This window comes from Pseudomonas sp. H3(2019) (assembly GCF_007713465.1).
Taxonomy (GTDB): domain Bacteria; phylum Pseudomonadota; class Gammaproteobacteria; order Pseudomonadales; family Pseudomonadaceae; genus Aquipseudomonas.
In genome coordinates, this window is record NZ_VMSG01000008.1 from 44,867 (window position 1) to 70,680 (window position 25,814).

General features: G+C 55.1%; 26 protein-coding genes. 1 reads left to right on the forward strand and 25 read right to left on the reverse strand.

Annotation, left to right across the window (positions count from 1 at the left end; genetic code table 11):
• Positions 1–36 precede the first annotated feature (36 nt).
• From FPT12_RS10195 to FPT12_RS10305, 22 genes are all read right to left on the reverse strand, one after another.
• Complete coding sequence (locus tag FPT12_RS10195; RefSeq protein ID WP_178098705.1) at positions 37–1,989, reverse strand: DEAD/DEAH box helicase; 1,953 nt, start codon at positions 1,987–1,989, stop codon at positions 37–39.
• A complete protein-coding gene (locus tag FPT12_RS10200; protein ID WP_256676695.1) occupies positions 1,986–3,860 on the reverse strand; it encodes a hypothetical protein in 1,875 nt (624 codons plus the stop codon). Before FPT12_RS10200 ends, FPT12_RS10195 begins: the two co-directional genes overlap by 4 nt.
• A gap of 110 nt (positions 3,861–3,970) precedes the next feature.
• Positions 3,971–5,158: a HEPN/Toprim-associated domain-containing protein gene (locus tag FPT12_RS10205; protein ID WP_145016156.1), complete on the reverse strand. Its 1,188-nt coding sequence runs from the start codon at positions 5,156–5,158 to the stop codon at positions 3,971–3,973.
• Positions 5,159–5,347: 189 nt separating this feature from the next.
• Entirely contained in the window at positions 5,348–7,267 is a 1,920-nt protein-coding gene (gene topA, locus FPT12_RS10210; protein WP_145016157.1) for a type I DNA topoisomerase, read from the reverse strand.
• Positions 7,268–7,380: 113 nt separating this feature from the next.
• Complete coding sequence (locus FPT12_RS10215; protein WP_145016158.1) at positions 7,381–7,959, reverse strand: hypothetical protein; 579 nt, start codon at positions 7,957–7,959, stop codon at positions 7,381–7,383.
• Between the two features lie 134 nt (positions 7,960–8,093).
• Positions 8,094–8,297: a CrpP family ICE-associated protein gene (locus FPT12_RS10220; RefSeq protein WP_256676696.1), complete on the reverse strand. Its 204-nt coding sequence runs from the start codon at positions 8,295–8,297 to the stop codon at positions 8,094–8,096.
• A gap of 173 nt (positions 8,298–8,470) precedes the next feature.
• Positions 8,471–8,905 carry a hypothetical protein gene (locus tag FPT12_RS10225; RefSeq protein ID WP_145016159.1) on the reverse strand — a complete coding sequence of 145 codons (435 nt, stop codon included), beginning with the start codon at positions 8,903–8,905 and terminating at the stop codon, positions 8,471–8,473.
• Positions 8,906–9,014: 109 nt separating this feature from the next.
• Complete coding sequence (locus FPT12_RS10230; protein WP_145016160.1) at positions 9,015–9,473, reverse strand: single-stranded DNA-binding protein; 459 nt, start codon at positions 9,471–9,473, stop codon at positions 9,015–9,017.
• A 15-nt stretch (positions 9,474–9,488) separates the two neighbouring features.
• Positions 9,489–10,028 (reverse strand): DUF3158 family protein, encoded by a 540-nt coding sequence (locus tag FPT12_RS10235; RefSeq protein ID WP_145016161.1) that lies wholly within the window; start codon positions 10,026–10,028, stop codon positions 9,489–9,491.
• A 5-nt stretch (positions 10,029–10,033) separates the two neighbouring features.
• Positions 10,034–10,759: a PFL_4669 family integrating conjugative element protein gene (locus FPT12_RS10240; RefSeq protein WP_145016162.1), complete on the reverse strand. Its 726-nt coding sequence runs from the start codon at positions 10,757–10,759 to the stop codon at positions 10,034–10,036.
• Between the two features lie 328 nt (positions 10,760–11,087).
• Positions 11,088–12,071 carry a hypothetical protein gene (locus tag FPT12_RS10245; protein ID WP_145016163.1) on the reverse strand — a complete coding sequence of 328 codons (984 nt, stop codon included), beginning with the start codon at positions 12,069–12,071 and terminating at the stop codon, positions 11,088–11,090.
• A gap of 215 nt (positions 12,072–12,286) precedes the next feature.
• Positions 12,287–13,621, reverse strand: coding sequence for an STY4528 family pathogenicity island replication protein (locus tag FPT12_RS10250; protein ID WP_145016164.1), 1,335 nt, complete (start codon positions 13,619–13,621; stop codon positions 12,287–12,289).
• On the reverse strand, positions 13,618–14,322 hold the full coding sequence (locus FPT12_RS10255) for a DUF2857 domain-containing protein (RefSeq protein WP_145016165.1): 705 nt from the start codon (positions 14,320–14,322) through the stop codon (positions 13,618–13,620). The genes FPT12_RS10250 and FPT12_RS10255 overlap by 4 nt, the downstream gene beginning before the upstream one ends.
• A gap of 28 nt (positions 14,323–14,350) precedes the next feature.
• Positions 14,351–16,090 (reverse strand): ParB family protein, encoded by a 1,740-nt coding sequence (locus FPT12_RS10260; protein WP_145016166.1) that lies wholly within the window; start codon positions 16,088–16,090, stop codon positions 14,351–14,353.
• The gene (locus FPT12_RS10265; RefSeq protein WP_145016167.1) at positions 16,087–16,323 is read right to left on the reverse strand and encodes an Arc family DNA-binding protein; all 237 of its coding nucleotides are present in this window, start codon (positions 16,321–16,323) and stop codon (positions 16,087–16,089) included. Before FPT12_RS10265 ends, FPT12_RS10260 begins: the two co-directional genes overlap by 4 nt.
• 35 nt (positions 16,324–16,358) lie before the next feature.
• On the reverse strand, positions 16,359–17,360 hold the full coding sequence (gene yejK / locus FPT12_RS10270; protein WP_145016168.1) for a nucleoid-associated protein YejK: 1,002 nt from the start codon (positions 17,358–17,360) through the stop codon (positions 16,359–16,361).
• Positions 17,360–17,596, reverse strand: coding sequence for a type II toxin-antitoxin system HicA family toxin (locus tag FPT12_RS27950; RefSeq protein ID WP_145016169.1), 237 nt, complete (start codon positions 17,594–17,596; stop codon positions 17,360–17,362). Before FPT12_RS27950 ends, yejK begins: the two co-directional genes overlap by 1 nt.
• Positions 17,593–18,114: a hypothetical protein gene (locus tag FPT12_RS10280; protein ID WP_145016170.1), complete on the reverse strand. Its 522-nt coding sequence runs from the start codon at positions 18,112–18,114 to the stop codon at positions 17,593–17,595. Before FPT12_RS10280 ends, FPT12_RS27950 begins: the two co-directional genes overlap by 4 nt.
• Before the next feature lie 174 nt (positions 18,115–18,288).
• Positions 18,289–19,635 (reverse strand): replicative DNA helicase, encoded by a 1,347-nt coding sequence (gene dnaB, locus FPT12_RS10290; RefSeq protein ID WP_145016172.1) that lies wholly within the window; start codon positions 19,633–19,635, stop codon positions 18,289–18,291.
• On the reverse strand, positions 19,632–20,330 hold the full coding sequence (locus FPT12_RS10295) for a DUF2786 domain-containing protein (protein ID WP_178098707.1): 699 nt from the start codon (positions 20,328–20,330) through the stop codon (positions 19,632–19,634). Before FPT12_RS10295 ends, dnaB begins: the two co-directional genes overlap by 4 nt.
• Positions 20,330–21,070 (reverse strand): hypothetical protein, encoded by a 741-nt coding sequence (locus FPT12_RS10300; protein WP_145016174.1) that lies wholly within the window; start codon positions 21,068–21,070, stop codon positions 20,330–20,332. Before FPT12_RS10300 ends, FPT12_RS10295 begins: the two co-directional genes overlap by 1 nt.
• A 1-nt stretch (position 21,071) precedes the next feature.
• Complete coding sequence (locus FPT12_RS10305; protein WP_145016175.1) at positions 21,072–21,932, reverse strand: ParA family protein; 861 nt, start codon at positions 21,930–21,932, stop codon at positions 21,072–21,074.
• Between the two features lie 412 nt (positions 21,933–22,344).
• On the opposite strand from FPT12_RS10305, the gene nadA reads away from it, so the two are divergent.
• Positions 22,345–23,403: a quinolinate synthase NadA gene (gene nadA, locus FPT12_RS10310; RefSeq protein WP_054593706.1), complete on the forward strand. Its 1,059-nt coding sequence runs from the start codon at positions 22,345–22,347 to the stop codon at positions 23,401–23,403.
• A gap of 68 nt (positions 23,404–23,471) precedes the next feature.
• On the opposite strand, the gene FPT12_RS10315 is transcribed toward nadA, so the two are convergent.
• From FPT12_RS10315 to gcvT, 3 genes are all read right to left on the reverse strand, one after another.
• A complete protein-coding gene (locus FPT12_RS10315) occupies positions 23,472–23,960 on the reverse strand; it encodes an RDD family protein (RefSeq protein WP_145016176.1) in 489 nt (162 codons plus the stop codon).
• Positions 23,961–24,056: 96 nt separating this feature from the next.
• Complete coding sequence (locus tag FPT12_RS10320; RefSeq protein ID WP_019693243.1) at positions 24,057–24,269, reverse strand: cold-shock protein; 213 nt, start codon at positions 24,267–24,269, stop codon at positions 24,057–24,059.
• Between the two features lie 401 nt (positions 24,270–24,670).
• Positions 24,671–25,795: a glycine cleavage system aminomethyltransferase GcvT gene (gcvT, locus tag FPT12_RS10325; protein WP_145016177.1), complete on the reverse strand. Its 1,125-nt coding sequence runs from the start codon at positions 25,793–25,795 to the stop codon at positions 24,671–24,673.
• Between the last annotated feature and the right edge of the window lie 19 nt (positions 25,796–25,814).

A 25,814-nucleotide genomic window follows, 5' to 3' on the forward strand; every position in this document is an offset into this window, starting at 1 on the left:
TAATATTTAGGTACTGATTGAAGAGCCCCCGTAAACTCACAGAGCGAATGCCAACTCCGCCCGGTTGTTGGCAGCTGCATCAGGCTCGATCAGATCCTGGGTCAGTTGCCGCTTGTCTAGTAGCATTTGCCACAGCTTCTGGTCGATGGTGTTCTCTACCAGCGGGATCTTCACCACGACCATACGAAGCTGCCCGTTACGGTAAGCGCGATCTTCCGCTTGATCCTGCATGCCAGGCGTCCATGGGAGACCGAGGAACATCACGTAGTTTGCTGCCGTCAGGTTGTTGCCGGTACCTGCTGCTGATGTGGTTGCTGCGAAGATTCTGGTATCCGGATCAATCTGGAACTTGTCGATCGCTTTCTGTCGTTTGCCAACTGAGTCGCTACCGACCACGGTGACGCACCCATAACCAGCCTCCTCACAGAGCGTGCGCAAGGTCCCGACTGTTTCCTTGAACTCGCAGAAGAGAATCACCTTGTCCTCGATGTCTAGCTCGGAAAGCAGCTCCAGCACGACGCGGACTTTCACCTGTTCCAGTAGCTGACGCAGTGATCCCAGCCTTGCGAGCCCCGACCTATCTTCAAGGCGAATCCGTTCGTACTCACGCCGTTCCTCGTCGGAGAGCTCAACAGGCAGCGTCTGCCGCTGCTTGCCTTTCAGCCCGGGCAGAACATCTTTGCGCCGGCGGAGCATCCAGTCGCCAATCGCATCTCGCAAGCTCTTGCGGAAATCTTGGCTGCCGGCGAACTGTTCGCAGAACTCCTTGAGGGGCAGTTGCCCTACTGGGTGGCCGGAAAGGCGAAGCAGTGTATGCAGTTCTGATTCGCGGTTGAGGACGGGCGTCCCGGTCAGGAGGTAGCGATTAGGAATCTTGGCTGCGATGTCGAAGCCATGGCGAGTCCATGCTGCCGTGGGCTCTTTCAGACGATGGGCTTCGTCGATGATCATCACTTCGAAGTGGCCCGCCTGCAGGACGTAGTCCCCTAAGCGTTCGTAGTTGATGATGATCCATTGAGCATCGGTGTCGAACGCCTGCTGGGTGACCCGAGCCTCGGGATACACCATCTGGATTTCACGTTGCCAGTTGATGATCAGCGTCGACAGTGTGATGACCAGAATGGGTCGATCAACAGCGCGTATCGCAGCGGCAATCACTGCCTGACGTGTCTTTCCCAATCCCATGTCATCAGCCAGCAGGGCACTGGTACGCTGAAGCAAATGTTCTATACCTGCTGGTTGATGGACCATCAGCGAATAGTTCACCAGGGCCTGGGCAATCACGTCCGAAGTGAGTTCGGTTCGCTGAATTGAGGGAACCGCGGCCAAGTACACGTCAGTGGATACGTCGTCCGAGGTACTTGCAGCGCGCTCCTGAGCTGGACCACCGAGGCTGATTCGAGTGATCGTTTCAGCGGGTGCGACTGTCCCATCGCTCAGCAGCTCCTGAACCGTGTCCAGGATCTCGAATTGGTCCTCTGAGAGTCCCATCTCCAGGATGAGATTGCTGCGTACCAGTTCAGAAGTGGCGTCTATGCGCCAAGACCGCGAATGACCAAGGAAGATCCCGCGCATGCGCTTTGCGACCGCCACCATCCCGGGGTGGTAATCCCCAGACAGCAGCACTCCGCCTTGGGCAAGTGGGGCGATCCGGAAGATCAATCCCCAGGTAAATGCTTGCCGATCTGGCGCGCCTTGCGCGGCCTCCAGCTTCTGGCAGAAGGATTGCCAGGTCTCATCGAATCGACCGTCGCTCAGCTCCACCAGGCGATGGAAAACAAGGTCGAGCCCATCAAGGAGTTTCCCTTTGGGCAAACGCCAGTACCGATGTAGCGGATGCTCTGAACGACGAATGTAGAAACCGTCATGCTCAAGCAAAAGGCGGTTAGCACCCTCCACAAATTGCAGCTGTAAGCCGAAGTCATAGCCATCGAATACAGCTTTACCGAGCAGGGCGGGCGCGCGGTTCATCAGACGAGGTCGATTCATGCTTGTGTCAGCCGCTGGATGACCCATTGGGCAACTGCTTGGCGATGCCTTTTTTGGCGCCCCATGTTTGCAAACCGAGCAAGTGAACTTGTCATATCCGGCCAATCCAACCCGCTGGGTAGTTCTCCGGTTCTGACCCTACCCAAGAACCACTCGTAAGCTTTATGGGCTTGGGAGGTTGTCGCAGGTGGAATGTTTCCGCGTCCTCTCAGTTGCACGGTCGTCAGGTTTCGAGGAGTCCACTTTGCAACTGGCGCGGATGTGGTGCGTCTTTCAAGAATGACTTCTGCCGAGGCCAACGATTGGCCGTTTAGCCGCACAGAAAATAATCGGCAAGCACCGAGATAGGCGCGGTAGTCGTAACCGTCAATGCAATGGCCGAGCGCGCAATGCTCTTCCCACAGATCCAAGGGACATTTGAGCTCGACAATTTGAAGGCCGTTGGGGCAGTCAATTGTCGTCTCATTGATCAACAACGATGGCCATGTTGTTTTCTCGTCTGACCCGAGTAGGAAGGAAAACTCTGTATCGAGCTGTGTCCGGATGTCGATCAGCGCTAAGTGGAAGTCATCAATAAGCCGGCCAATCTGATGGTAGGTACTGCTCAGTACAAAAGTTTCCAGCAGCTTTTTTGCTGCTGTTGTGTCATCGACGTGATGTCGAGATACATGCTCGAACAACTCACGCAGATCCGTAATTCGTGCAGCTATGTTCGTCCACGCCTTATCCGCCCAATCAGTCGGGCAGCCCGTGAATAAACGATTGAGGTCGATATCACGCTGGGTCAGTTGCCAGGGCAGTTTGTCCCAGATGGTGAAGAAGGACTTCCATTGCTGTTTGACCAGCGGTCTTCTGTTTCCGGTTGCTGCGCCTGCCAGCATGGCATTCCAGCCAGTCGCTCGGCCCTCTCGCTCGAAATGGGTAAGGGCACTACCAATGTGGAAGGGGCGTTGCTGCCCGATGAATCGAATCGACGAAAGCGGAACTTCGAGCATCCATGCCAACACCTGGTTAAGGGGCAAACCGGAGTCGGCGGTGGCTCCCAGGATGTCATACCCGGTGCCTAGCAAGTCTTCATCCTCATGTGCAGGCGGCGTCGGGTTCAGCTCAGCCCAAGGTGATGCCTTGGCGCCTCGAAAATCCTCCATCGGCCACGGTGTGGATTCCGCCATCACGAGTAAAGGAATTAACACTGGCTGGGCCTTCAGTGCCTGCAAGCGACGTTGTCGGTTGCCATCAGCCAACCAGTTGTAAAGCTCGGCGGCGGGACAGCGAGCAGATCGAATAGCGTGCAGGAGTTCCTGATCGAGGTGACGGCAGAAATTTTTCAAGACTCCGCCAATCTGTGACAGGTAAAAACGGTTTCGGGTACCGAAGTAGCGGTTGTTTCTGCCTATCGGACGGACGTCCAGCCCCCGGCTAAGCTTTCCTAGGTCGGCGCTAGACATTGCCTGTGCGATTTCACGGGCGCGCTTGCTGAAGGAGGTGAGGATTGGAGGCTCGCTCCAGTATCCCATGCGGCTCAGCAGTTTCTCTGCGGCAGCAGGGGAGGGCTTGAAAAGAGGGGTACGGTGTGCGGAGACGCATTTGCAGGCTTTGATTGAACGACCATCGAAGTATTGGAGCAGGTCACCAAACCGGGCCAGAACACGGTTGTTTTGTGCGCCGTCCTGCTCAAACACAACGCTCCAGCAGCGCGTGTTCGAGGTCGAGCGCAGATAGTGTCGTAAGAACGCTGCGTGCTGAGCCGGAGGTATCTTGAAATGCTCAGCCCAGGTGTTGGCAACGGCTAGATGTTGCTCCGAATAGATCCGTAAAGTTGGATCAAGCGTGCCGGAAGTTACGGTTGGGATTTTCTCCAGTGCTGCCACGCGGCATCTCCTCTGTCTGCGCGCAACACTGTCGATCAAGGTAATCTCTACGTTCTATGGCAAATAGGCTCTCGAGGGGGAGTAGTATTTTCAGTCGAGTCTTCCAAGTATCAGACTGAAGAAAAGTCGTCCTCTATCTCGTCTAAAAGCCCATCTTTGATCTGCTTGTCAATGTGCCGGACGGCGGCGTCGACTGCATCTACGAGTTGGCGGGCATCCTCCATGTTCATTTTATGGTTATCGCCCTGGAGCGACTTTCCATTGCGGTGAACGATGTCATGGCGGATGGAGACTGCTCTCACCAGCTTGTCCATATGAGGTTTGGATATCTCAGTCAGGAGTACGTTTTTGTAGAGTTTTTGGACACTCACGATGCTGTGAAAACTTTCCTCATCGATGACTTTCGTGATGAACGAGTCCAAGCTTTCAAGTCGTGTGTAGATGTTGCAAAGATCAAGCTGGTTTCCCTTGAATTTTCCATGGTTCTCTACGAACCTGCGTTTGATCGCTGGCTTCACAAATACCTGCTTGCGCAGTGTGTCAGAAAGGTACGTTTCCATCGCTGTGATGACAGATGCATATAGCATTCGTGCCAAAGGTTCGTTGGTTGGAGCTAGCAGCGCCAAAGACATGACTTCTTCAAGCGAAGATTTGAAAAGTGCGTAGAAGGAGGTGAACTCCTGCTGAGACTCCACTAGGTCATCAAAGGCGTCTGTCCAGCCTCCGCTGATTAAAGCGCTTATATCCAGTTCGCACTTGACGTCCTTTGGAAGCACTTCTAGCAAAGCAATCGCGTACCCTTCAGGGGATTGGCATGGGAAGTGGTGACCGCCCGCACCGGGGTGGTCGCTAAAATAGTACCCCTCTACGCTCAACATGAAATTAAGCAGTGGATCTCCGAACTCTTTGTCGGGCTGCCCAAAGTCCCCAGGCTCAAGCTCTTCATCACGAATTCGGCGAAGCCTTGTAAGCCAGTCGGATAAGGTAGAGCTCTCTAACACGGGGAGGAAAGTTTTGGCTTTGCTGTCAGGATCAATGGCAATCATGTCCAAGCAGTCTTTCTTCATTTGAGCAAGCTGCTGATCAAACTCAAGTCGCAGGCTTGCAATGTTATGGCCATCCAGTTCCAACCGGCGCCTAAGTGTCTCACCCGACATTACAAATTTGTAGGTTGGTTCATCCGTGTCCGAGCCCTTCACAATGACACGCTCCGACTTACGGAAGTACCACATATAGAAGTGGTTCTGAGTCTCTATGATGCTCATTCCACCCAATTCAATGGCTGCCCAACTCGACATTGCTAATCCTTCTGCTCGATGAGGAAGGGCTCAAGAACTCTGTAGATGCCCTTGCAGTTCCTTCCTGTGAATCACAAAACCATAGTTGATGATGTCATAGGCTTTTCAGAGTTTGGTTTTTTCCTAGGTTCCATTTCTGCCTCTGAGGGCATGCGTGGCAGGTGTTGCGGCCCGCAACACCTTCAGCGATCAAATTCCTTTAGGTCTGCCGAAGTCGGGTTTGTCGTTCAGGGTTGGATAGCTGACCTCACATCCACTAGACCTATACCCAGAGCATCCCCAGAAATCCCAGCCGCCTTTGCCTGCTTTCGTGCGCCTGATCAGACCATGACCACATTTGCCGCATTTGAACTCGTGGCTGGGAGCCGACGCAGCGGGCTGCCTGGTGGATTGCATCGGCGCACTGGGCTGACCCCGTTGTTTGGACAACTCGTCCTCCAGGCGCTGGTGAAGTTTGGCGATCACAGCACGGTAGGTGTCCTGTCCTTGGGCAATTCTGTCCAGGTCGCGTTCAAGCTCACGAGTGAAGTTGAGTTCGAGGAAGCTGAATACACCTTCAAGCCGCGCGATCGTTTCTTCGCCGAGCGCTTCCGGCATCAGCTTCCGACTCTTCTCGACGATCAGTCCCTTGCTGGTGATGTTTTTCAAAATGGACGCAAAGGTGCTTGGCCGGCCGATGCCACGACGTTCCATTTCCTTGATGAGAGATGCTTTGGTATAGCGCACTGGTGGCTGGGTCTTTTTGTTCAGACACTCCCCTCGATGAACTGGCAGCACTTGTCTTGAGGTGAGTGCCGGGACCGGGTTGTCTGCCTCATCTGGACCTGATTCATTCTCCTCGTCGGTGTCGTCGTTTTGGAGCATCTTCAGCCAGCCAAGGTAGGCGACAGTTCGACCTGTTGCAGCAAGCCGGAGGGGTTTTCCGTTGGGGCCAACAGCGATCAGTTTTACAGTACGAACGTCATAAATGGCCGCTTCCATCTGGCTGGCGAGCGCCCGTATTCGAATGAGTTTGTACAGTGCGTGCTCTTCGGAGTCTTCTCCTGCGACCCTTTCAGCCCAGTCCGTTGGAGTAATTGCTGGGTGACCTTCCTGAGCTCCTTCTGCTGCGTTAAAGGTCCTGCGTTCGGTAACCGCCTTCATTCCCAGAGAGTTGGCGACGGCGTGAATGTCCTGCATTGCTTCGTCTGGCACGTTGGGGTTGTCAGTCCGGTGATAGGTAATAACGCCCTGTTCGAACAGGCGTTGTGCGACCTTCATCGTTTTGTCCGGATCCCACTTGAGTGAGTTGCTTGCGGCCTGTTGCAGGGTCGAAGAAATGAAGGGGGCTGGCGGGTTCCGCTCGGCTTTTCGATCTTCGCAAGACTCGACGACAACGTTTCGTGTTGCAGCGACCAGTTGTGCGAGGTTGCTGTCTTGGATGTAGGGCTGTTCCTTAGTGGCAAAGTCTGGGACGGGTTGCCAGTCGGCACTCCACGTCGAGCGGCCATCAGGTGTGAGGAAATGCAGCCTTGCGCTGAAGTGAACAATCACCACGAACGTGCGAATTTCCCTCTCGCGCAACACCACCAGGTAAACGGCGGGTGACTGCACTCGTCCGGCAGTGGTCGGCTTGCCCATCAACCGGCGTAGTTCCTTCGTCACCATGTAGCCGACAATGCGGTCCATCGCTCGACGGCATTCCTGAGCGGCCACCCTGTTCATGTCAATTTGCCGTGGGTTGGCCAGCGCTTCGTTGACCCGCTTTTGGGTGATCTCGTTGAAGGTGATTCGGTGGTATTCCTTGATGGCGGCTTCTTCCTTGATGTGCCAGCTGATGCTTTCGCCTTCACGATCAGGGTCAGTTGCCAGGTAAATTTCACTGGCCTTCTTTACAGCATCTTTGATCGCACGCACATTGCGAGCGCTTTTATCGAGAACCTCGTAGACCAGGGAGTAGTTCCTACGAACACCGGTGGTGATCATGGAGTCGTCCTGCCCGCTCACAGGGAGGTCGCGGATGTGCCCACCGCTGGCGATTATCTGCCAGTTTTCGTTTGGACGCAGTTTCTTCATCATCGGCCGCAGCTTCTTCAGCTTGCCCGGTGACTCGATGATCATAAGCTTCATGAATTCTCCCTCGTAAGTTGCCAGCAAGAGGGAATGTCACGCTCTAAAGAATGAGGTTCAACAGGAAATGATCACTGGCCAACAAGGGTTTTCAGTCAGAACCCATTGGTAGCTCACTGAGTAGAAAGTGTTGGTGTGGAAGCCTTATACATTACACATTCAACCCTGGCCGCAGATAAAGCGTTGAGCCTGTTCTGTTTATCCTGTGTGCTGTTTAGCGCCACTTTCAGTTGTTCTCGTATTCTGTCCACTATGTCGTTGCGCTGAGTTGCCTGCGCTCGACCATTGAGGCCAAGCGATTCATAGTTCTTTCCGGCGAATCCGGCCGCGCCACCAAAACCGCTGAATCCAGCTATCCAACCAGCATTTGCTGAGGCATTCGCAGCAGCGAGCGCAGGAGCAATGACAGCCCCCGCAATTAGGCCCGCCATGGAAAGTCCGAAGGCTTTCTTCGCACCATCAACGGAATCACGCTCCATCCCGCTCAGAATAGGCGTACAGAAATCGATTGTTTTTTCCAGCTCACTTTCGAATTTTTTGCGAAACTCTTCATCATCTACAGGAGCTGCTTCTCCACCTTCGGCCATCATGAGATGTGAAGATAGTGATAGCTTCTCTGCATCCGGGGTGGATGTTGAGCAGGCAGTTAGTGAGAGAAATGTCAAACCAGCAACAAGGACGCGTACTTGCATGACAAAAACCTCCATGTTTATAAAGATGATATCAAAGTGATATAGCTCGTTCCTTTACGTTGCGCCAATGGGATTCACTATTTTTCAAAGAACTGTTTGAGATTTTTTGTTAGCCGCTATGAGCCCAAAAGTCGTTAACTTTGGAAATCGAATCCCAATTGCTGTTCCTGGGCAAACCCTTTCAGCCATGACGCAAGCATTGCAGGATGACGGTAAGGGCAGCTACACACCTGTAGCCCTTTCTGGGCGGCTGCCGCACCAGCAGCCTCAACCGCCCGGTGGGGGTTATTCTGATGACGCCTATCCAACGACTTTGAGGAATCAGTTGTATTCTTCACTGGCCGAGCCTCCCGAAGAGCAAGTCAGTCAAACTGCAGAGTCACGTTCTGGCGATTTTTTTTCCGCATTATACGAAAAGAGTGAGGTTCAGAGCTTAAGCTTGCCGAAAGAGAGGGTGAAAATCACCAATAGCTAGCCGATTGGCGCGATTTTTTGCAAGCCCAATTGGTTGCTACTCCGCACGGCCTTCTGCCGGTTCGTCCGACCATTCTGCTGTCCAGATCCAGCGAACGAAGTCCTCCTCTGACTGGCCACTTTGCAAATGCAGTTGCCCCAGACCACCTGATAGATGCTCAGTTAACTGGCCTTCATCGTCAACGTCGGTGCGATATTCACTATATAGGCGGAACTCATCCAAGAGTACGTGGAGGAACCTGCGTCCATCCCATGCATTGAGATCTCTGTAACCGCAACCGCCATACAGATTTCTATCGTCCCGCCATCCTGCTGGGATCCATGCTGCGGACTTCGGATTCGTAGTGAGCCCGTAGTAGTCCGGAGCATTGACCTCGCTTTCATCGAAGTATGTCCAGAAAATGCGGCCAACAATGGGATGCTCCGCGACTACCACAACGTACCCAACTGGACTCCTGTTCTCATCATCCATCCGTGACTCCCAACTTTATGTGACTTCAGAAGGACGTTGGGGGAGACGATGAACCGCCTCCCCCAACACCGACAGCTACACGAGCGGGCCGAAAATTAAGCCCATGTTTTCAGAACTGCGGAGGATCAGATTCTGGATAGTCATCAGGGGCTGGCTGCGGCTGCGATTGAGGTCTACTGGACTGTTGCGAGTTCTGGCTCTGTGACGGCGCCAGGTTCACCATTGTGATGCGGTGAGGCAACATGCCGATGCGGCTGGCCTGAATTTTCAAGGCTTCGAACTCACCCTCATCGTTTTTCCAGTGGTCCATAACCGCACGACCGACGACCATCACACGCATGCCTTTCTGAAACAGTTGTGAGTAGTGTTCCGCGTCCTTGTGCCACCATTCGACGTTTGCCCAGAACCCACCACGATCTTCGTAGCCGCCTTTACCGTCCGGAATCGAGTTGTCGAAGTAGACGTTGATCCGCAGCAGTCGACGAGGGTCTTTGTTGCCGTTGGGAAATTCCTTGAACTCCGGTGCGGAGCCGATGTTGCCTTCCCAGCCGTTGACGGGCGTACCCATGAGTATTCTCCGAGGTTATTGGTGTTGCTTTGGATTGGTGAGCTGCTGCAGGCGAACGTGATAAGTGGCCTCTGCCTGGCCCATCTTTTCGGCGCACTCGGCGGCTTGCTTGGCCATCGAATGCATCAGGCTCATCTGCATGTTGAGGGTGATGCGCTGCAGTTCCATCTCATAGAGATCCTGCAGCATCGACTCCGGTGTTCTGGAAGAGCGAACCATGTCGGCCCAGACACCGACGCCCATCCGCCGATTCGAGACTTGCTGCCATCGCAGGAACATCGTGCCGGCCTGGGTGTTCTGTTCAGTCATACGCACGGGCAGCAACGGGAATGGATGTCGCTTTGCCTGGTCCAGCACTCCCTGGGCAAGTGCTTTTAAACCCACCTCCAAAGCTCGGCATTGATCCGCAAACTGGGTCAGTTCCCCCTTACCTTTAAAAGGCTTTAAAAGGCCTTTTAGTGAGGCTCCCTGTTGCAGTCCCTGAAAGGCATCCTGTTGCAGTGGCCGGAAGGCAGCCTGTTGCAGCACTCCCTGGTTGGCGTTGGTCTGCCCCATGGTCATCAATCCTCGACGCGATCATCGAAGTGTTCTTGTTCTTCGACTTGTGGCTGGCCACGAGTGATCGGTGGGGCAAAGTTGGAGCGGCGAGTGCCTTCCAGAATGTCCTGGGGAATTTCGCCATATCGCTCGTACATTTTGCGGGCTGCTTCAGCCTTGGCATTGTTGGCTGCGAAGTCATCGCGGGCAGCACCGGAATACTTGTAGAGCTGGGCCAGGCCAAACAGCCTGCGCAATACAGCGGCGCCTTCGTCAATCCACATTTCCATGTCGCGGCGACCGATGAGGCCGACGTGCTGGGCCAGCAAGATGCGCCGGACTATCTCGTCATAGTTGGTCAGCAGGTAGACCGCCTGGAAACCGAGCGGGTTGGATATATAGAGAGGAAGGCTGACCGGTTGGATCGAGAGGTTGTTGCTGATGGTGATGGCGGGGGGCAGAGAAGCCATCGCGGTATCCAGCCGATCTTCGATGGTCTTCAGCGCGTCTTTGGATTCGCTGATTTTTTCTTCCAGGTTGATCATCCACCAGTCGGAGTAGGGGTCATCCTGCTGAGCCCCGCGAGACATCCGATTGACGATGGAACAGAAACCGGACAAGCCAATGATGCCGACCTTGTCGTCGGTCTTTGGTCGTCCCATCCAGATGCGGGCCGCGTGGTGAGTGTGGAGGGTCAGGTTCACATCACTCCGCAAGGAGCCAATGTTGAGCCGGTAGTTGTCAGCCATGGTGCAGTTTTTCCTTGGGGAGAGGAGAGACGTGCCCATGCTGCAATCCGGCTGCTGTGTCAGCAGCAATAAATGCATAGTCCGACGGAAGGGATTTTGTTGCAGAGAAAGCCCTGGAGGCGGGAGCGAGGAGTGCCCAGGTCAACGGCGCTACCAGTGCTGAGGACGCGCTCGGCTGATTCGTGTCACCTCGATGCCACGGCCAAGTGATTCGGGCCGAATCACTTGGCTGATACCTGATCGAGGCTTCAACACCCACTTTGACTGTTGCGGCCCGCAACACCTTAAAAGTGGTCAGTCAGTACCCTCATTTTTTATGCCCAGGGACTCAACTGGTAGGTAGGTGGCTCTCGTCACTTGGTAGCGCCGACTGATCGATTTGTGTGCCAATGGCCACAGATGGCTCTGGAGTAATATTGGCCGCAAGCTGCGCAAACGTACGGCCTTCCATTGCCTCCACCAGCGCTTGAACTTTGGGCTGAATACATTTGAGGTGGGCCACCTGGTCCTGCACGTCTCTGATTGGTAGCAAAGGCTGAATGTCGCTGGGTGGCGAGCTGCTGTCGTCCTCACGCTTTTGAAAGTGGTGCAAAAACTTCAAGCCACTCTGGAGCTGTTCATAGCCTTTTTCGATGCTCTCAAAATAGGTCTCCTGCTTGCCTCTCCACACCGTTTTTTCGTATAGCGCTTCGTCAAAACAAAGGTCCCCTTCAGTATTGAGGTACAAGCCTCCCATCCAGTGCTGGCGGGGTTTCAGGACGTTTTCAGTCTTGATAAACCCGATAATGATGCGACGAGTAGCACTGCTTGGTGGGGCTTGGTTGTGGAGGGTGAGCATCAGTGCCAGCGGCACTGATTCAAGCGTCGGCCCCTTGGAGCGAAACCGTGCGCTGAGATCTTTCAGGTACTGACCCACATTGGGCCGCAGTACATTGAGCCCCATGTAGTAACGATCACCATCAAGCAACGTCTCCAATTGCTCATCTACATCGCGCATAAACGCCAGAAGGCTTGGATAATCAGAATCGTCCAAAGGCCCACTGGTGGCCGGAAGTGCATCCAGAAGGCCTGAGGGAACTGACTTCTGGACGTAATCACAACACGGACAAACGATTATCGCCTTCGTAGCGATCAGCAATCCGACAACACCCGCAATAGCGTCATGTTTGCCCGCTTCAAGGTGAGGGCACAGTGAAGGGCTGCGCGAACTCTGAAAGGGCTCGTGGCTCGCGAGAACCTGATTCACGTTAATGTTTTTCACCTGATCGTCGGTGAGCGGTGACACGATAACGTATGGTGTGATTTGATCCATGGAAACCCGGCGCTGGAAAAGAAGACGCTTAACTATGGTCGTCAATTAGGCATATGCCAACATCATGTCAGAGTAGGGTGTTGCGGGCCGCAACAGTTGAGCCTTTATCTGGGTTGGAATGCGAAAAAGGATTCAGTGTTGCGGCCCGCAACAGATGGCGAGTCTTTTCATCGAGCGCTGAGGGTAAGTGATTCACATCGCTGGCATCGAGCCGGTCATTGAGCATTTGGCTTGCCAAATCTGAGTTGACTCATCATCGCGCTGATCTCTTGTTTTGCCGCTGCCATGGTTTCCGGGTTCCTGGCGGGCGCTGGCACTGATTTTGGAACGAGTTGATTTGAACCCTTCGACGCATCAAATCCTTGGCTCACCATCGGATTTGCGATGGCTGGCAGATTCTCGCCCGAGGTTGCTTTGTCATCAGGATTCCAGTTGCTGTTGAACTCCCCTCGAACCGCACTGGTTACAAGGGTCAGCAGGTAGCCCAGAGGGTTTCTCAGCGTTCCGCTTTCAAATCGATGCACCCATTGCTTGATCAGGGCAGGTTTCAAGTCGGGCGGGACTTTTTGCATGGCCTCTACCGCGTTCCGTTTCTGATCGGGTGGCAGCCGATGGAGCGCTTGAAGCAAATCGGCTGCGCTATCGTCCTGGTCGGGCGGTACATGTACAGAGCTTTTACAAACATCTTTGTGTGTATCTGTATACGTACTATATGAGTTCGGATTCCGAACTGGGTGTGAACTCTGCGGTTTCAGGCTGAGTTCGGATTCCGAACTGAGCTCAAAACCGGGCTTATGGGGCGATTTCCCACTGAGTTCGGAATCCGAACTCAGTGGGAACTGAGGGGGATTTTGCTGGGTTCGGAATCCGAACTCAGAGGCTTTCAAGTCTCGTGCTGCTTGAACGTCCTTCACCCATGGCTGTGCATTCAGCCGTTCCTCAATGACATCCACTCGACTGGGCAGGCGATTACCAACGTCTGGATCCCTGGCGAACTCATTCCAGGCAATTTCCGCCACTTCACGGATCGCTTTGTTCTGGTGTTGCATGGACTGGCCAAGCAGCTGCAGATAGCCCTTATCGAACTCAACTGCCTCTGCCGGCGATACGGGTTCGTCGTGGAGTAAATAGACGTTGCCTTGAACCTGGCCACTAAGGTCATTGCGAACACGTCGACCCAAACTGAGCCAGCGCGTGAGCCGAAGGGTCACCAAGGCTTTTGAAATGGTTTCCCTGGATGCCGGTTTACCAGGTTGCATACCAAGGTAGGGTCTCAGCTGGTCATAAGTCGGGAATGCCGTCACACCGTCATCGTTGATGAGAAGTCTGAATACCTGCCAGGTATTTCTCTCAAGGGGCGTCAGCCGGTCATCGAGCAGAAGACGTCGGGGGACGGTCTCGTGAGGGTTCCCACTGAAAATGATTCCGGAATAGGGGGAGGAGCCAGCTACCTCAGTAGGTGCTGACTCCTTTTTGTGAAGCAAATGGGCCTCAAGATGACCCGATGCCGAGTCCAAAAGTGTCGACAATGGAAACCGTGACAACTTCATAGTTCGGGATCACCTTCCACCGAAGCCACGACAGTCTGCTGCCGTTGATTTTGCGCCACTACTAACTGGAGCTTTCGCGGGTTCCAATTGCTTCCACGAGAAGGCGGGTAGAGTCCCTCTTTGATCCAGGTCTGAATACGGTTCCAGATGATGGCCAAGCTGAGATTTTCAGGAGCCTCGTCAGCATCTCCGCCGTGAGGAGATTTCATTTCTTCGGCAACCAACATGGCGATGTCCAGCATCGCAATGCTGTCTGCCAGGTCGACCTGATGCTCCTCCATCAAATGCGTCCATCTGTACCAGAGGTCGGCATCGGTCTCTTCGCTGAACTCACGCCAACGGCCACGGCGTGCCGTAACGCCCATCATCAGACGTTGAAGGGCGACGTCCTGAGGGGACAGGCCGAAGAACTGTTGCAGCATGTGGGTGGTCGCTCCCAAACGCAGAGCGCGTTCAATCATGCGGACTTCCTCATCGGAGCGTTGTGCCCCGGTAAGGATCTTTTTCACCATCTCCCCGTCAATCGTGACGCTGCACCACGACACTGGCGTATTGAGCAACAAGCTCAATGCAGATGGCTGCTGGAGCTGGGCCAGGATTTCTGGCTCCAACCCCATTTCAATGCAGCGTCTCAGCTGGCCGTTGCGGACGTTATGCAGCACCTGAGAAAGAATGGCCTCGTTTATAGGTGTCTTGGACATTACGGCTCCTCCCTGCGATCACTCGACATCAGCTTTCAGCCGGTGGCGTTGTTTCACTGATGGACATGATTTCCAGGTCGATCAGCCGTCTGGATAGGCGAATGATGCGGAAGAGCTTTACGAGGGCTCCGTCGCTCAACCTGCCTGAATCGTTTGGATGCAAGTCTTTGGTCGTGGGCTGTCCCAACAGCAATTGACCGAGCCCTGCGGCAAATTCAAAGTCTGCAAGTGCGTCTTGGGGCAGATCGTTTTGCTGTTGAATCATGTTCAAAGCGATGGCGATCGAACCGCTCAAAGACTGGAGCAGGGTCAGGGTGTGCTGTGCTGTAGCATTGACCTCAACCTCTCCCTCCGGGTGTCTATAGCTGAAACCAATCCCTCCATCGACCTCGAAGATCTCACCTGGCGCGTTGACTGAGGCAGCAACTTCGCGCGCGAGTTGAGCTATGTGCAGGCGAAGCCCGTCGGTGGTGTCGATCTCTCGCTCTATGTACCAAAGGTCGGAAATCGGATGAAGGCCACCGGCTTGAACAGGGATCGCCACCAGAGCGTTGGCCTCGAAGTCTGGGAGTTGTTCTCCTTCCATGGCTGCGAGCTGCTGTTTGACGTGCAAGACCCTGGGAGAGGTCGTCACTGGACTGGCAATATGTCCATCCAGTCGAGCTTGCTTTTCTTCAGCGTTGAATTGCTTTGGCGGAACAGTCTCTGTTGACGGCTTTTGCGGCGGTTGTTTTGGCTTCTGTTCGTTGGCAGGAGAGGGAAGTGCCGGCTGTGCGTCATGGGTAACGGTAATTTCTTCTGGAGACGTGCGCTGGAAAGCTCCATCGGTATCAGAGGCTCCAAGCACTTCCTGCGGCATTTCGAGTATGGGGACCGATCTGCGGAGCTGATCCTGGTTTTGGGTGATCTCCAGGAGAATGGCTTCGTAGCCGAGGCCCAAAGGCTCTTTAATCTGATGAATCAGTTCATCCTGGAAACGCTGCAGCAGAAATTCGTTTGCCTCGCCTTCAAATTGAGCCAGCACGTCCTGAAAGATCAGATCGAAGTCCAATGACTGGCCTTCTTCTTGATAGTTGCTTTCCCAGCACTGAAGGGTGGTTTTTCGCAGGGCTAACACTTTAGAGATGCGATCAACACCGAGCCCCGAGTAAAGAAGGCCTGGGACTGCTGGAAGGAGGTAACGGATGGTGTCCTGCATCCGGCTCAAATGAGAAGGGGATACCGGGTATCCGTCGGCCTTGAGGCGTCGCGAGAGCTCACGTAATGAAACTGTTTCACCAGCCTCTTCTTCGTAGAGCGCTCGTGCTTTATCGACACCTATGGCGCGTTCGATAAAGAGAAGTTGCCCCTGAAGATCGTTCTCGGCCAAGTGGCCTGTCAGGGAGATGATCTCACCCCGCACTGCATCCCACGGTCGAAACAGAGAGTGAAACCTGAAAAACTTGTCATCCCCGGTTTCTCTGTACAGCTCGTTGAGGATGGCCAAGCGGGTGTTGCCGCCGTTCCTGATTCGAAACTTGTCCTCACCGGGTCGTCTGGTGACCGGTGGAGGAGTATCCAGGCCGCGCTGCCGAATCGATTCCTTGAGTTCGTCGTACTTTGGGTTGCGCGTGGTCCTTGGGTTGGTATCCCACGGGAGCGTTTCATCCAGCGTCAATACCATCGGAGTGTCGACGATAGGATCGCTCATGCGCTGCGCTACGGGCGCCTTCTGCTCGAATGACGGTTTCAGAAGCTGCTCTTTCATGGAAGCGAGTGACGGCTTCATGCTTCTGCTCCAGCTTTGTTGGCTGAAGTTGAGCCAGCGAGCAATTGGTCGATGATTCGGTGCGCACGCTCAAGAGAGGATTCGAGCTCTGCAGTACGCTCCAGGCGATGGACGATTTCCGAATTCATTGATCGGGTGTTCTCACGCGCCTTTTCTGCAATACGGCTTCTCATGCCGTCAGGAAGACGGACTACGAATTTTTCTTCGTTTTGACGTTGTGGTTGGTTGCTCATGGCGGTCTCCAATTCTTGATCGGTTCGGATTCTTTTCAGCGGCGCTTCAGCTGGTCGAGGAGCTGCGTCGGGACCTGGCGGATTACCAACGTCGCCTGTTCCTCGTCGTATTCGATCTTGGAACCGAGCAAATGCGCTTCGAAGCTGATGGACAGGCCTTCGGCCTTTCCGGTGAACCGGCGAAATTTGTCGAGGGTCCGTTTGTCCACGGGGATCTCCTTCGACAAACCGTAATCATTGGCACGAAGATGCTCGACGAACGCTTGGGGATGGTCTTCATCCAGTAGCTCTGAGAGTTCTTCCAGACCCATGGGCTCACCGAGCTTTGTCTGGCTGCTGGCGTAGTCCACCAGGGTCTTGGTCTTCTCCCGGGCGGAGTCTTCCGGCAGATCTTCGCTTTCGACGAAGTCACTGAAGGCCTTGAGCAGGGTGCGGGTCTCGCCGGGGCCATCGATGCCTTCCTGGCATCCGATGAAGTCACGGAAATACTCCGACGCCTTTCTGCCGCCTTTGCCTTTGATGAAGGAGATGTACTGCCTGGATTGCTTGTTGTTCTGCCACTCCGAAAGATTGATCCGCGCCGCCAGGTGTAATTGACTCAGATCCAGATGTCGCGATGGAGTCACGTCGAGCTCATCGGTCACTGCAACGCCTTCACTGTGGTGCAGCAGGGCAATGGCCAAGTAATCGGTCATGCCTTGCTGGTAGTGCGCGAACAGCACGTGGCCACCGACCGAGAGATTTGATTCCTCCATCAGCTTCTGCAGATGCTCCACCGCCACTCGGCTGAACGCCGTAAAGTCGTTGCTGCCATCGAGGTATTCCTTCAACCAGCCGCTGAGCGGATGCGCTCCGGACTCAGCATGGAAGAAACCCCAGGCCTTACCCTGTTTGGCGTTGTAGCTCTCGTTGAGGTCCGCGAGCATGCTCTCGATGGCCTTGCTCTCTGCCAATTCCGATTCGCGGGCATGAAGCACTGCCGGCATGCCATCTGGTTTTTTGTCGATCAAGTGGACAATGCAATGACGAATAGGCATCAACGTGCCTCCTGTGAAGGTTGAGATTGGAGGCGATCGGCACGACGCAGTTGAGCTCTGGCATTGAGCTCTGAGCGGTGATCACTGGCGGTCGAAGATGTGAAAATCGGGGTTAATCCCTGTTTCGTGAACTTGATATGCCCACCCTGAGTCCGAGAGACACTCCAGCCATTGGCGATGGCAAAGGCCACCAAAAGACGAAGGTTTTGCCGAGCGATGCGAATAGAGCTGCTCATTCGGTGTGCTCCCGTTCTCCGAGTACGTTTCCAACCTGGATAGCGATGATCTCCGGCTGGTGATCAGGAAACTTCGCACCCAAGTCAGTCAGGAATTCACCGGTAGCCTCGCGTGGCCCGGGAATGCGAAATACGACCGTGCAGTGTTGAACATCCAAATGCGGCTCAAGGTGTGCCATGACGGCAACCTTGAGAGAGCAGGTGTTCAAGTACCGAGGAACCCAGACTGCCCAGAAATAATTGGAAAGAAGTGCAGCAGCGCACACGAGCTCCACCGAAACAGTTCCGGATGTAGTGGGGGCCATGACGATGTAACCGAGGTCCTCGAGCTCCTGAAGGTCAGGTTTCATACAGGCGGTGACTACGGTGCTGTGGTCACGTGCCAATCGGCTGATTACCTGGGCAAGCGCATCCAGTTCGACGGCGTTGACGCCTAAGCTGTGCGCGTGCGCTACCGTTGAGCTAACAAACGGGCTACCTGCAGGTATCAGAGGAAAGAGGGCTGCGTTACTGCGCATCGGCCACCTCCTGCAGTTCCTCGATGTGGTAGCTGCCGCACGTAGGGCACTGCAGTACCTCTTCTTCACCGTGTGGTGATGTAGAGACTGGGATGCAGTGACGGACCTGGTGCAATGGAAAGTGCGAGTTGCAGCTGCTGCACCAATGGGTAATTTGATTCGCTGACTGAGTGTTCATGCATAGGCTCCTTGCCACGTGCTGGCACTGAGGTTCGCAAAGCGAGTTTGACTCGGGATAAATGCGGTTCGAACAGAGCCTGTCGGGCCATTTCGCTGCTTACCGAGAATGAGTTCGGCAATGCCTTTGAACTCGCTTTGCGGGTTGTAGACCTCGTCTCGGTAGACGAACATGATCACGTCCGCATCTTGTTCAATGGCGCCGCTATCCCGCAGATCTGCGTTAACCGGTCGCTTGTTTTGACGCTGCTCGAGGGATCGGTTGAGTTGAGAAAGCGCGATGACCGGGCAGTCCATCTCTTTGGCCAGCCCTTTCAACGCCCGGGAAATCACGCTGATTTCGTTGGCTCGGTTTTCCTGCCCAGGACAGTTCATGAGCTGCAGATAATCGACCATGATCAGAGCGGGATGCCCGTATTTACGCGCGGCTCGTCGAGCCTTTGCCCGTAAGGCAGCAGGTGTGAGGCCAGATTCATCGTCAATGACAAGGCGATCGCCATAACCGTTCATACGGCTTACAGCAGAAGTCAGCTTTGGCCAGTCCGCATCTTCAAGAGCACCCGTCAGGAGATTGCGCAGATCTAAGTGCCCCAATACTGCGAGGAGGCGATAGATCAGCGCTTTGGCAGGCATCTCCAGGCTGTACACCTGAACGGTCTTTGCTTTTTCCTTCTGCAGGGCAGCGTCAACAAAGTTGAGGGCTAGCGAGGTCTTTCCCATGGAGGGGCGCGCTGCGAGGATGATCAGATCAGCGGGTTGCCAACCAGTGGTCATTTCATCCAGGTCATCCAGCCCTGATGGGAGCCCGGTCAATGTCACGTTGCTGTTGAAGTGTTTATCAATCTCTTCGATGACCTTCGTCAGCTGCTGGTTGAGATTGATGAACTCAGCGGCGGATTTGTCCTGGCCAAGGGCGAAGAGCTGCTGCTCGATCGACTCTTGCACGTCACTGGCGACTGCCTGCTGATCAGCGGCCTCACGTGAGCACTGAAACCCAACAGACATCAGTCTTCGGAGGTGTGAGCGATTCCGAACGATCTGGGCGTAGTGTTCGATGTTGGCGACTGAGGGGGTGTTTTTTGCCAATTCCGCCAAATAGCTCAAACCGCCCGCAGCTGCTGGCTCTGACAGGGCGTCATGGACCGTAACGATGTCGAACGGGATTGCTTTGCTGGCAAGAGTGCCTATGGTTTTGAAAAGAACGCGGTGTTCTTGCCGGAAGAAGTCCTCCTCCACCAACTGGTCTGCGATCAGATCCCAGGTGTTGTTGTCGAGCAACAGCCCGCCAAGAACACCTTGCTCTGCCTCGAGGGAGTGGGGCGGTGATAGGTCGAGAAGGCTCATTGGCTGCCTCCGAGTCCCAACAACGGTTGCCGTTGTTGATCTACGCCGCGATGAAGATTGGCCTTCTTGCCCTGGTCCCAACCGGCGATCATTGAGCCGGTGTCGTGACCTTTGGCCTCCAGTGGTTCGATGGTGAACTTCTTCAGATTGGGATGGTGTACTTCGATGTAAGCCTTGATGTCACCTTGAGTGGACTCGTCCATGCTTCCGGCAAATTGAGCCACCTTGTATGAAATGGCATTCAGCCAACCTTCGGCAAATAACTGACCACGGCGCCGCTTGGTCTTCAGCTTGCAACGCTTCTGCTGAGCAACATGTTCCCGGCGCGCGGCAACCAATTGGTGATGCAGCGTCGAATAGGCGTAGGCCGCGAGTTCAGGTGATATGCCCTTGCCCAAGAATTTGAACGACCAACCGCCTGCAATGTTGAAGTAGGCCAGGTGGGTGCAATCGAAGGCAGTCGCGCAAGTTGATGCCAGCGAATGCAGCCAGTTTTGAGGCGCGCGGCGGGTGTTGGTCGTCACGCTCACTTCATCAACGGTATGCGCTGTCACCTCAATGGATTCGAGGTTGTACTGTTTCATCAGGTTTCGGGCCTGACGGAGCGCAGTCTCGACCTCGTTTGGCGAGGCACCTTGGGAGTTGGCCAATGCCATCAGCTTTGCGACTTTACTGAGGACTTTCTGCTTATCCATCATTGGTCGCCCTCCTGCTGCTCCGCAGGGGACAGGGCTACCGACCAAAGGCGTAGTGTTTCGATTTCATACGGATCGTGCAGAACTTCTGGCTGAAGTTTTTCGATCTTCAGTTGGATGTCGTGGAATCGTTCCTGGACGCTCTTCCCATCCCTGACGCCCACATATTGCTGAACTTCGTCGTGTAGATCGTTACGAAATGAGCGAATCTTGCTTTCCCAAAAGTCTTTTGGGCTTTCCCAACCGATGAGCTTGGAGGTATCTGAGACGTAGTTCCGGAACCTGAGAGATAGCTCAAGCGACGTATAGAACGATTGAAAGCATCCTGCCCGGTTGAGAACAAGGGCGAGCCGGATAATGTCCAGTTTCTGCTCAAGGGTTTCGCTGGGCAGAGGATATGCGGAGGTAATGAGTTTTTTCGCAGCGCTGTCGCGTTCCTTCTGAAGAGCTTTGGTTGCAACTTCACCACGGTGACGCTTTTCCTTCGCATGTTCTATGTTGGTACCCACAGACTCAATCAGCTTGGCGGCATCGCGCAGAAGCTGAATTTGCTCATCGCTCAGTTTTTCTCCGATCCGACTCAGCAGCGTGTTACCACTGGTCAACCCACGGATTTCTCGGGCTGTGCCCGTGAGCTTTGCTTGCAGCTTTCGCAGTTCTTGGGCGCTGTGGTATTTGCCCAGCTGCAGCACGACCTCGGCGTTGATGTTGGTGGCTTCGGTAACAGAAGGCTTTGGCATCTCAGCGTCCCCCCTTCACAAGCGAGTCAACAACGCTTTCGGTCAAGCCTTCGAAACGTTCACGCCACTCTGGGAAGAGCTCGATGGCTAGCTGGCGGATAATGGCAAGGGCAGCAGGGGATTTTCGGTTGGACGGCTGTCGGTACTCCAGTCGATGTGCGGGTATGCCCAAGGACGCGGCGTTACGAAACACCACAGCTGCCGGAATGGTGCAGTCCAGAACGCTGATTTCATCGTTGTCCTGGAATATCTCGCGCACCGATTGTTCGATCATTTGTGCGTCGGCTGTCAGATCGAGGTTGTTAATGACGATCTGAACGGGCGGGATTTTCATGCCGAGGCGCCCATAAGCGCGAAGGCCGTCCAGCATCTGCATGGTGCCGCGGCTGAACTCTCGGGCGGCGAGCATGTTGGGGAGAAGAGGGGATATGACCAGGTCCGATGCCAGGACAACCATTTCCAGCATGGCCGAGCGAGCACCTTGGGTGTCGATCAGCACCAGATCGAAGTGATCCTGGAACGCCGGCATCAGGTTGGCCAGACGCAACCGTCCGTCGGGCGCCTGCAAGAGCAAGCTGTTCAGCTGGTTGTTGATGTCGTTCGAGATAACCAGAGACAGATTCGGGATCGCGGTGCTAGAAATAATGCGAGCAGAATCGGTGATGTTGAACGCGAGCAGGTCGTAGATACCGCCCTGAGCTTCCTCCACGAGCTGGTAGTACGAAGAAAGTGAAGGCTGGGCTGGGTCCAGATCTATCAGAAGGGTTCGGAGTCCAGCATCAGCGCATAAAGCACCGAGATTGGCTTCAACAGTGGTTTTACCTACGCCGCCTTTGGTCGATACGACCGCAGTGATTTTCATGATTTGGAGCCTCTAATGTGGGTTCATTAGAGGCTGCGAAGCCATGTACCTTTAGTAGAAAGCCTTATTCCACGGGGCTTCCAGCGATTCCATAGTCCAATTGTCTTTTAACCAATTGGTCGTAGGTTCGAATCCCACACGACCCACCATTTTAAAAAATCTGGAAGGCCCACGTAAGTGAGGATTTCCGGGTTTTTTTTTGCCCGCGATTCGAGCCTGGCTCAATCCGGGTGTTGCACCGCGTGACGCAGGTCAGAATGATCTTTTGCATCTCGGGGATATTCTGTAGCCTTGCGCAGCTTCAATGCTGTCCATGCCTGATGAATACTCACTCTCCCGGCGGTACCTTCTGTGGTCCGGAGCCGGGTGTATACTCGACTTTCGCGCGAAAGCGCCCGTAGGTCTTGCGATCATGACGCAAATTTCCGAACGCCTTCTGGTACAAGCCCACCTCGACGCCAAACAGCCCAAACCGCTGAGCGCCGAAGAACAAGCCCATTACCGCGCCGCCATCGCTGCCGAGCTCAAGGCTCAGGACGCGGTGCTGGTTGCCCACTTCTATTGCGATCCGATCATTCAGGCCCTGGCCGAAGAAACCGGTGGCTGTGTTTCCGACTCACTGGAAATGGCCCGCTTCGGCAACGCTCACCCGGCCAAGACCGTGGTGGTTGCCGGTGTGAAGTTCATGGGCGAGACCGCAAAAATCCTCAACCCTGAAAAACGCGTACTGATGCCGACCCTGGAGGCGACCTGCTCGCTGGACCTGGGTTGCCCGGTCGACGAGTTCTCGGCGTTTTGCGATCAGCACCCGGAGCGTACGGTGGTGGTATATGCCAACACCTCGGCAGCGGTGAAGGCGCGGGCGGACTGGGTGGTGACCTCCAGCTGCGCGCTGGAGATTGTCGAGAGCCTGATGGATAACGGCGAGACGATCATCTGGGGCCCGGACAAACACCTGGGCACCTACATCCAGCGCAAGACCGGCGCCGACATGCTGCTCTGGGACGGTGCCTGCATCGTTCACGAAGAGTTCAAGGCCAAGCAGCTGGAAGACATGAAGGCCCTGTATCCGGACGCCGCGATTCTGGTGCACCCGGAATCGCCGACAGCGGTGATCGAGTTGGCCGACGCGGTAGGCTCCACCAGCCAGCTGATCGCCGCTGCGCAAAGCCTGCCGAACAAGACCCTGATCGTTGCGACCGACCGCGGCATCTTCTACAAGATGCAGCAGCTGTGCCCGGACAAGGTCTTCATCGAGGCGCCTACCGCCGGCAACGGCGCGGCATGCCGCAGTTGCGCGCATTGCCCGTGGATGGCGATGAACACCCTTGAGCGCACGCTTCAGTGCCTGCGTGAGGGCTCAGGCGAGATCTTCGTCGAGCCAGCGCTGATCCCTCAGGCGATTCGCCCGCTCAAGCGCATGCTCGACTTCACCGCGGCAGCGCGGATGAAGCTGGCGGGTAACGCTTAAGGTCGATCGTTCCCACACTCTGCGTGGGAACGATCAATACCCCGAGTATCGGGGGGGCATCTGGCGGGTTATTTTTTCTTCTTTGGAATCCGCACCAGCTGGCTGTTGGAGTACATGTCGTGCCAGCTGCGCTGCTGTTTGTCGAAGAGTACCCAGAAGAACCCCAGGCCTGCGCACAGCAAGGATGCGATCGACACCACAAAGCGCAACAGTGCCTGCCACAGGCTGATCGCCGAACCATCGGCGTTCTGTACGCGGATGCACCAGACTTGCATGCCGAGGGTCTGGCCGGACCAGGTCCAGAATTTGGCGAAGAAGCCAAACAGCACGAACAGCAGGATGGTCGAGAACAGCGGATCGCCATCCAGCGCGCCGGCCTCGGTCAGGGCGCGCATCTGCTCTTCGCCGATGATTGCCATCTGCACCATCTTGTAGACGCCACCCGTGACGATCAGCAGGGCGGTGCACAGCAGGAAGTCGTAGAACATCGCTGCCAGGCGACGGCCCAGGCCGGCGACGGGGAATTCACCCTGAGGGCTTAGCAGGTGTTTCGACATGGGGTGGCTCTCGGCTGAAAAAGAAGCCATTTTACGGAATTGCGCGCACAAAAAAGCCCCTGATGTCAGCATCAGGGGCTTTTTCGTTACAGAAGATCAGCCTTCTGCTTGTACTTCGTCAGCTTGCATGCCTTTCTGGCCCTGCACAGCGATGAAGGTGACTTTCTGGCCTTCTTTCAGGCTCTTGAAGCCGCTGCCCTGGATGGCGCGGAAATGCACGAACAGATCCGGACCGCTTTCTGGAGTGATAAAACCAAAACCTTTCTCGTCGTTAAACCACTTGACGGTACCGCTCTGACGTTGGGACATTTCTTATTTCCTTTGACGCAAAAATTGATGACAGCCTCTTTCTGATGAAAGAGTACTGGAGCTGGTTGCAGGAGAGTAAGAGACGTCGAACGGGATGTAGCTAACTTGTAGGCTACTGCCCAGGTCACGATTCCAAGCGACCCATGCAAACACAGTGAACAAACTCTACGCCAACTACGGGAGAAAAAACAAGCCCCGTGGAAGCCGCGTATTGCTTGGCTTGATGGCTGTTTCACAGGAAGGATAGTGCGGCTTATTCGATAGTGTTGTTCAATTGTTTTCGATTGATATAAGTCAAGTTCACAATCGAAGTGCCTGATCCAGGTGTGCACTGTTTTATGGCGGTTGCGTTACAGATTAGTGCACTGTTACGCAACCGCGTTACTTATAGGAACAGTCAATCAACCACGATAGTAGCGTTGTGGAACAAATGGCATTTTGCTTACAAGCAAAGACACCTTTTTCCCACGTACAATCGCCCAAACCTGGGTATCGAGTGCGATGTAAGTACTGTCGAGGTAACCCATGGCCAAAGGACCGCCCAAGGTCGGCCCGAAGCCGCCGCTGCAGACGCTGCCGATGATTTCGCCCGCTTCGTTGACGATTTCCGCACCTTCGCGCACCGGAGTGCGTTCCTGAGGCAGCAGGCCGACGCGTTTACGGCTGACACCGTTTTGTTGCTGGGCGAATACAGTCTCGGCGCCCGGGAAACCACCGGCACGCGCCCCGTCGGCACGCCGTGGCTTGGAGATGGCCCACAGCAGGCTGGCTTCGATCGGTGTGGTGTCGGTGTTCATGTCGTGGCCGTAGAGGCACAGGCCGGCTTCCAGGCGCAGCGAGTCACGGGCGCCGAGGCCGATGGCCGCGACTTCCGGTTCGGCCAGCAAGGCCCGAGCGAGGGCTTCGGCATTGGCGGCCGGCACGGAGATCTCGAAACCGTCTTCACCGGTGTAGCCCGAACGGCTGACAAAGCAGTCGACGCCGAGCAAGGTCACGCGGGTGAACTGCATGAACGTCATCTTCGCCACTTCAGGGGCCAGGCGCGCGAGCACGGTCACTGCGGCCGGGCCTTGCAGGGCGAGCAGGGCGCGTTCTTCGAACAACGGTTCGATGCTGCATTGATCGCCGATGTGTTGGCGCAGGTGCGCCAGGTCCTGGTCCTTGCAGGCAGCGTTGACCACCAGGAACAACTCGTCGTTCCCGAGGTTGGCGACCATCAGATCGTCGAGGATGCCACCGTTCTCGTTGGTGAACATCGCATAGCGCTGCATGCCCACCGGCAGGTCGATGATGTCCACCGGCACCAGGGTTTCCAGGGCCTTGGCGGCGTTGGCACCGGTCAGACGGATCTGGCCCATGTGCGAGACATCGAACAACCCGGCCTGATCGCGGGTGTGCTGGTGTTCTTTCATCACGCCCAGCGGGTATTGCACCGGCATGTCGTAGCCGGCGAAAGGCACCATGCGCGCACCGAGTTCGATGTGCAGCGCGTGCAGAGGGGTTTTCAACAGGTGTTCGGTGGACATATGCAGCTCCTGAAAATTG

Excerpts from the sequence above, each read along its gene's own strand:
- FPT12_RS10195 (WP_178098705.1), bottom strand. The coding sequence starts at position 1,989 with ATGAATCGACCTCGTCTGATGAACCGCGCGCCCGCCCTGCTCGGTAAA.
- FPT12_RS10205 (WP_145016156.1), bottom strand. The coding sequence starts at position 5,158 with ATGTCGAGTTGGGCAGCCATTGAATTGGGTGGAATGAGCATCATAGAG.
- topA (WP_145016157.1), bottom strand. The coding sequence starts at position 7,267 with ATGAAGCTTATGATCATCGAGTCACCGGGCAAGCTGAAGAAGCTGCGG.
- FPT12_RS10215 (WP_145016158.1), bottom strand. The coding sequence starts at position 7,959 with ATGCAAGTACGCGTCCTTGTTGCTGGTTTGACATTTCTCTCACTAACT.
- FPT12_RS10225 (WP_145016159.1), bottom strand. The coding sequence starts at position 8,905 with ATGGATGATGAGAACAGGAGTCCAGTTGGGTACGTTGTGGTAGTCGCG.
- FPT12_RS10230 (WP_145016160.1), bottom strand. The coding sequence starts at position 9,473 with ATGGGTACGCCCGTCAACGGCTGGGAAGGCAACATCGGCTCCGCACCG.
- FPT12_RS10235 (WP_145016161.1), bottom strand. The coding sequence starts at position 10,028 with ATGGGGCAGACCAACGCCAACCAGGGAGTGCTGCAACAGGCTGCCTTC.
- FPT12_RS10240 (WP_145016162.1), bottom strand. The coding sequence starts at position 10,759 with ATGGCTGACAACTACCGGCTCAACATTGGCTCCTTGCGGAGTGATGTG.
- FPT12_RS10245 (WP_145016163.1), bottom strand. The coding sequence starts at position 12,071 with ATGGATCAAATCACACCATACGTTATCGTGTCACCGCTCACCGACGAT.
- FPT12_RS10250 (WP_145016164.1), bottom strand. The coding sequence starts at position 13,621 with ATGAAGTTGTCACGGTTTCCATTGTCGACACTTTTGGACTCGGCATCG.
- FPT12_RS10255 (WP_145016165.1), bottom strand. The coding sequence starts at position 14,322 with ATGTCCAAGACACCTATAAACGAGGCCATTCTTTCTCAGGTGCTGCAT.
- FPT12_RS10260 (WP_145016166.1), bottom strand. The coding sequence starts at position 16,090 with ATGAAGCCGTCACTCGCTTCCATGAAAGAGCAGCTTCTGAAACCGTCA.
- FPT12_RS10265 (WP_145016167.1), bottom strand. The coding sequence starts at position 16,323 with ATGAGCAACCAACCACAACGTCAAAACGAAGAAAAATTCGTAGTCCGT.
- yejK (WP_145016168.1), bottom strand. The coding sequence starts at position 17,360 with ATGCCTATTCGTCATTGCATTGTCCACTTGATCGACAAAAAACCAGAT.
- FPT12_RS27950 (WP_145016169.1), bottom strand. The coding sequence starts at position 17,596 with ATGAGCAGCTCTATTCGCATCGCTCGGCAAAACCTTCGTCTTTTGGTG.
- FPT12_RS10280 (WP_145016170.1), bottom strand. The coding sequence starts at position 18,114 with ATGCGCAGTAACGCAGCCCTCTTTCCTCTGATACCTGCAGGTAGCCCG.
- dnaB (WP_145016172.1), bottom strand. The coding sequence starts at position 19,635 with ATGAGCCTTCTCGACCTATCACCGCCCCACTCCCTCGAGGCAGAGCAA.
- FPT12_RS10295 (WP_178098707.1), bottom strand. The coding sequence starts at position 20,330 with ATGGATAAGCAGAAAGTCCTCAGTAAAGTCGCAAAGCTGATGGCATTG.
- FPT12_RS10300 (WP_145016174.1), bottom strand. The coding sequence starts at position 21,070 with ATGCCAAAGCCTTCTGTTACCGAAGCCACCAACATCAACGCCGAGGTC.
- FPT12_RS10305 (WP_145016175.1), bottom strand. The coding sequence starts at position 21,932 with ATGAAAATCACTGCGGTCGTATCGACCAAAGGCGGCGTAGGTAAAACC.
- nadA (WP_054593706.1), top strand. The coding sequence starts at position 22,345 with ATGACGCAAATTTCCGAACGCCTTCTGGTACAAGCCCACCTCGACGCC.
- FPT12_RS10315 (WP_145016176.1), bottom strand. The coding sequence starts at position 23,960 with ATGTCGAAACACCTGCTAAGCCCTCAGGGTGAATTCCCCGTCGCCGGC.
- FPT12_RS10320 (WP_019693243.1), bottom strand. The coding sequence starts at position 24,269 with ATGTCCCAACGTCAGAGCGGTACCGTCAAGTGGTTTAACGACGAGAAA.
- gcvT (WP_145016177.1), bottom strand. The coding sequence starts at position 25,795 with ATGTCCACCGAACACCTGTTGAAAACCCCTCTGCACGCGCTGCACATC.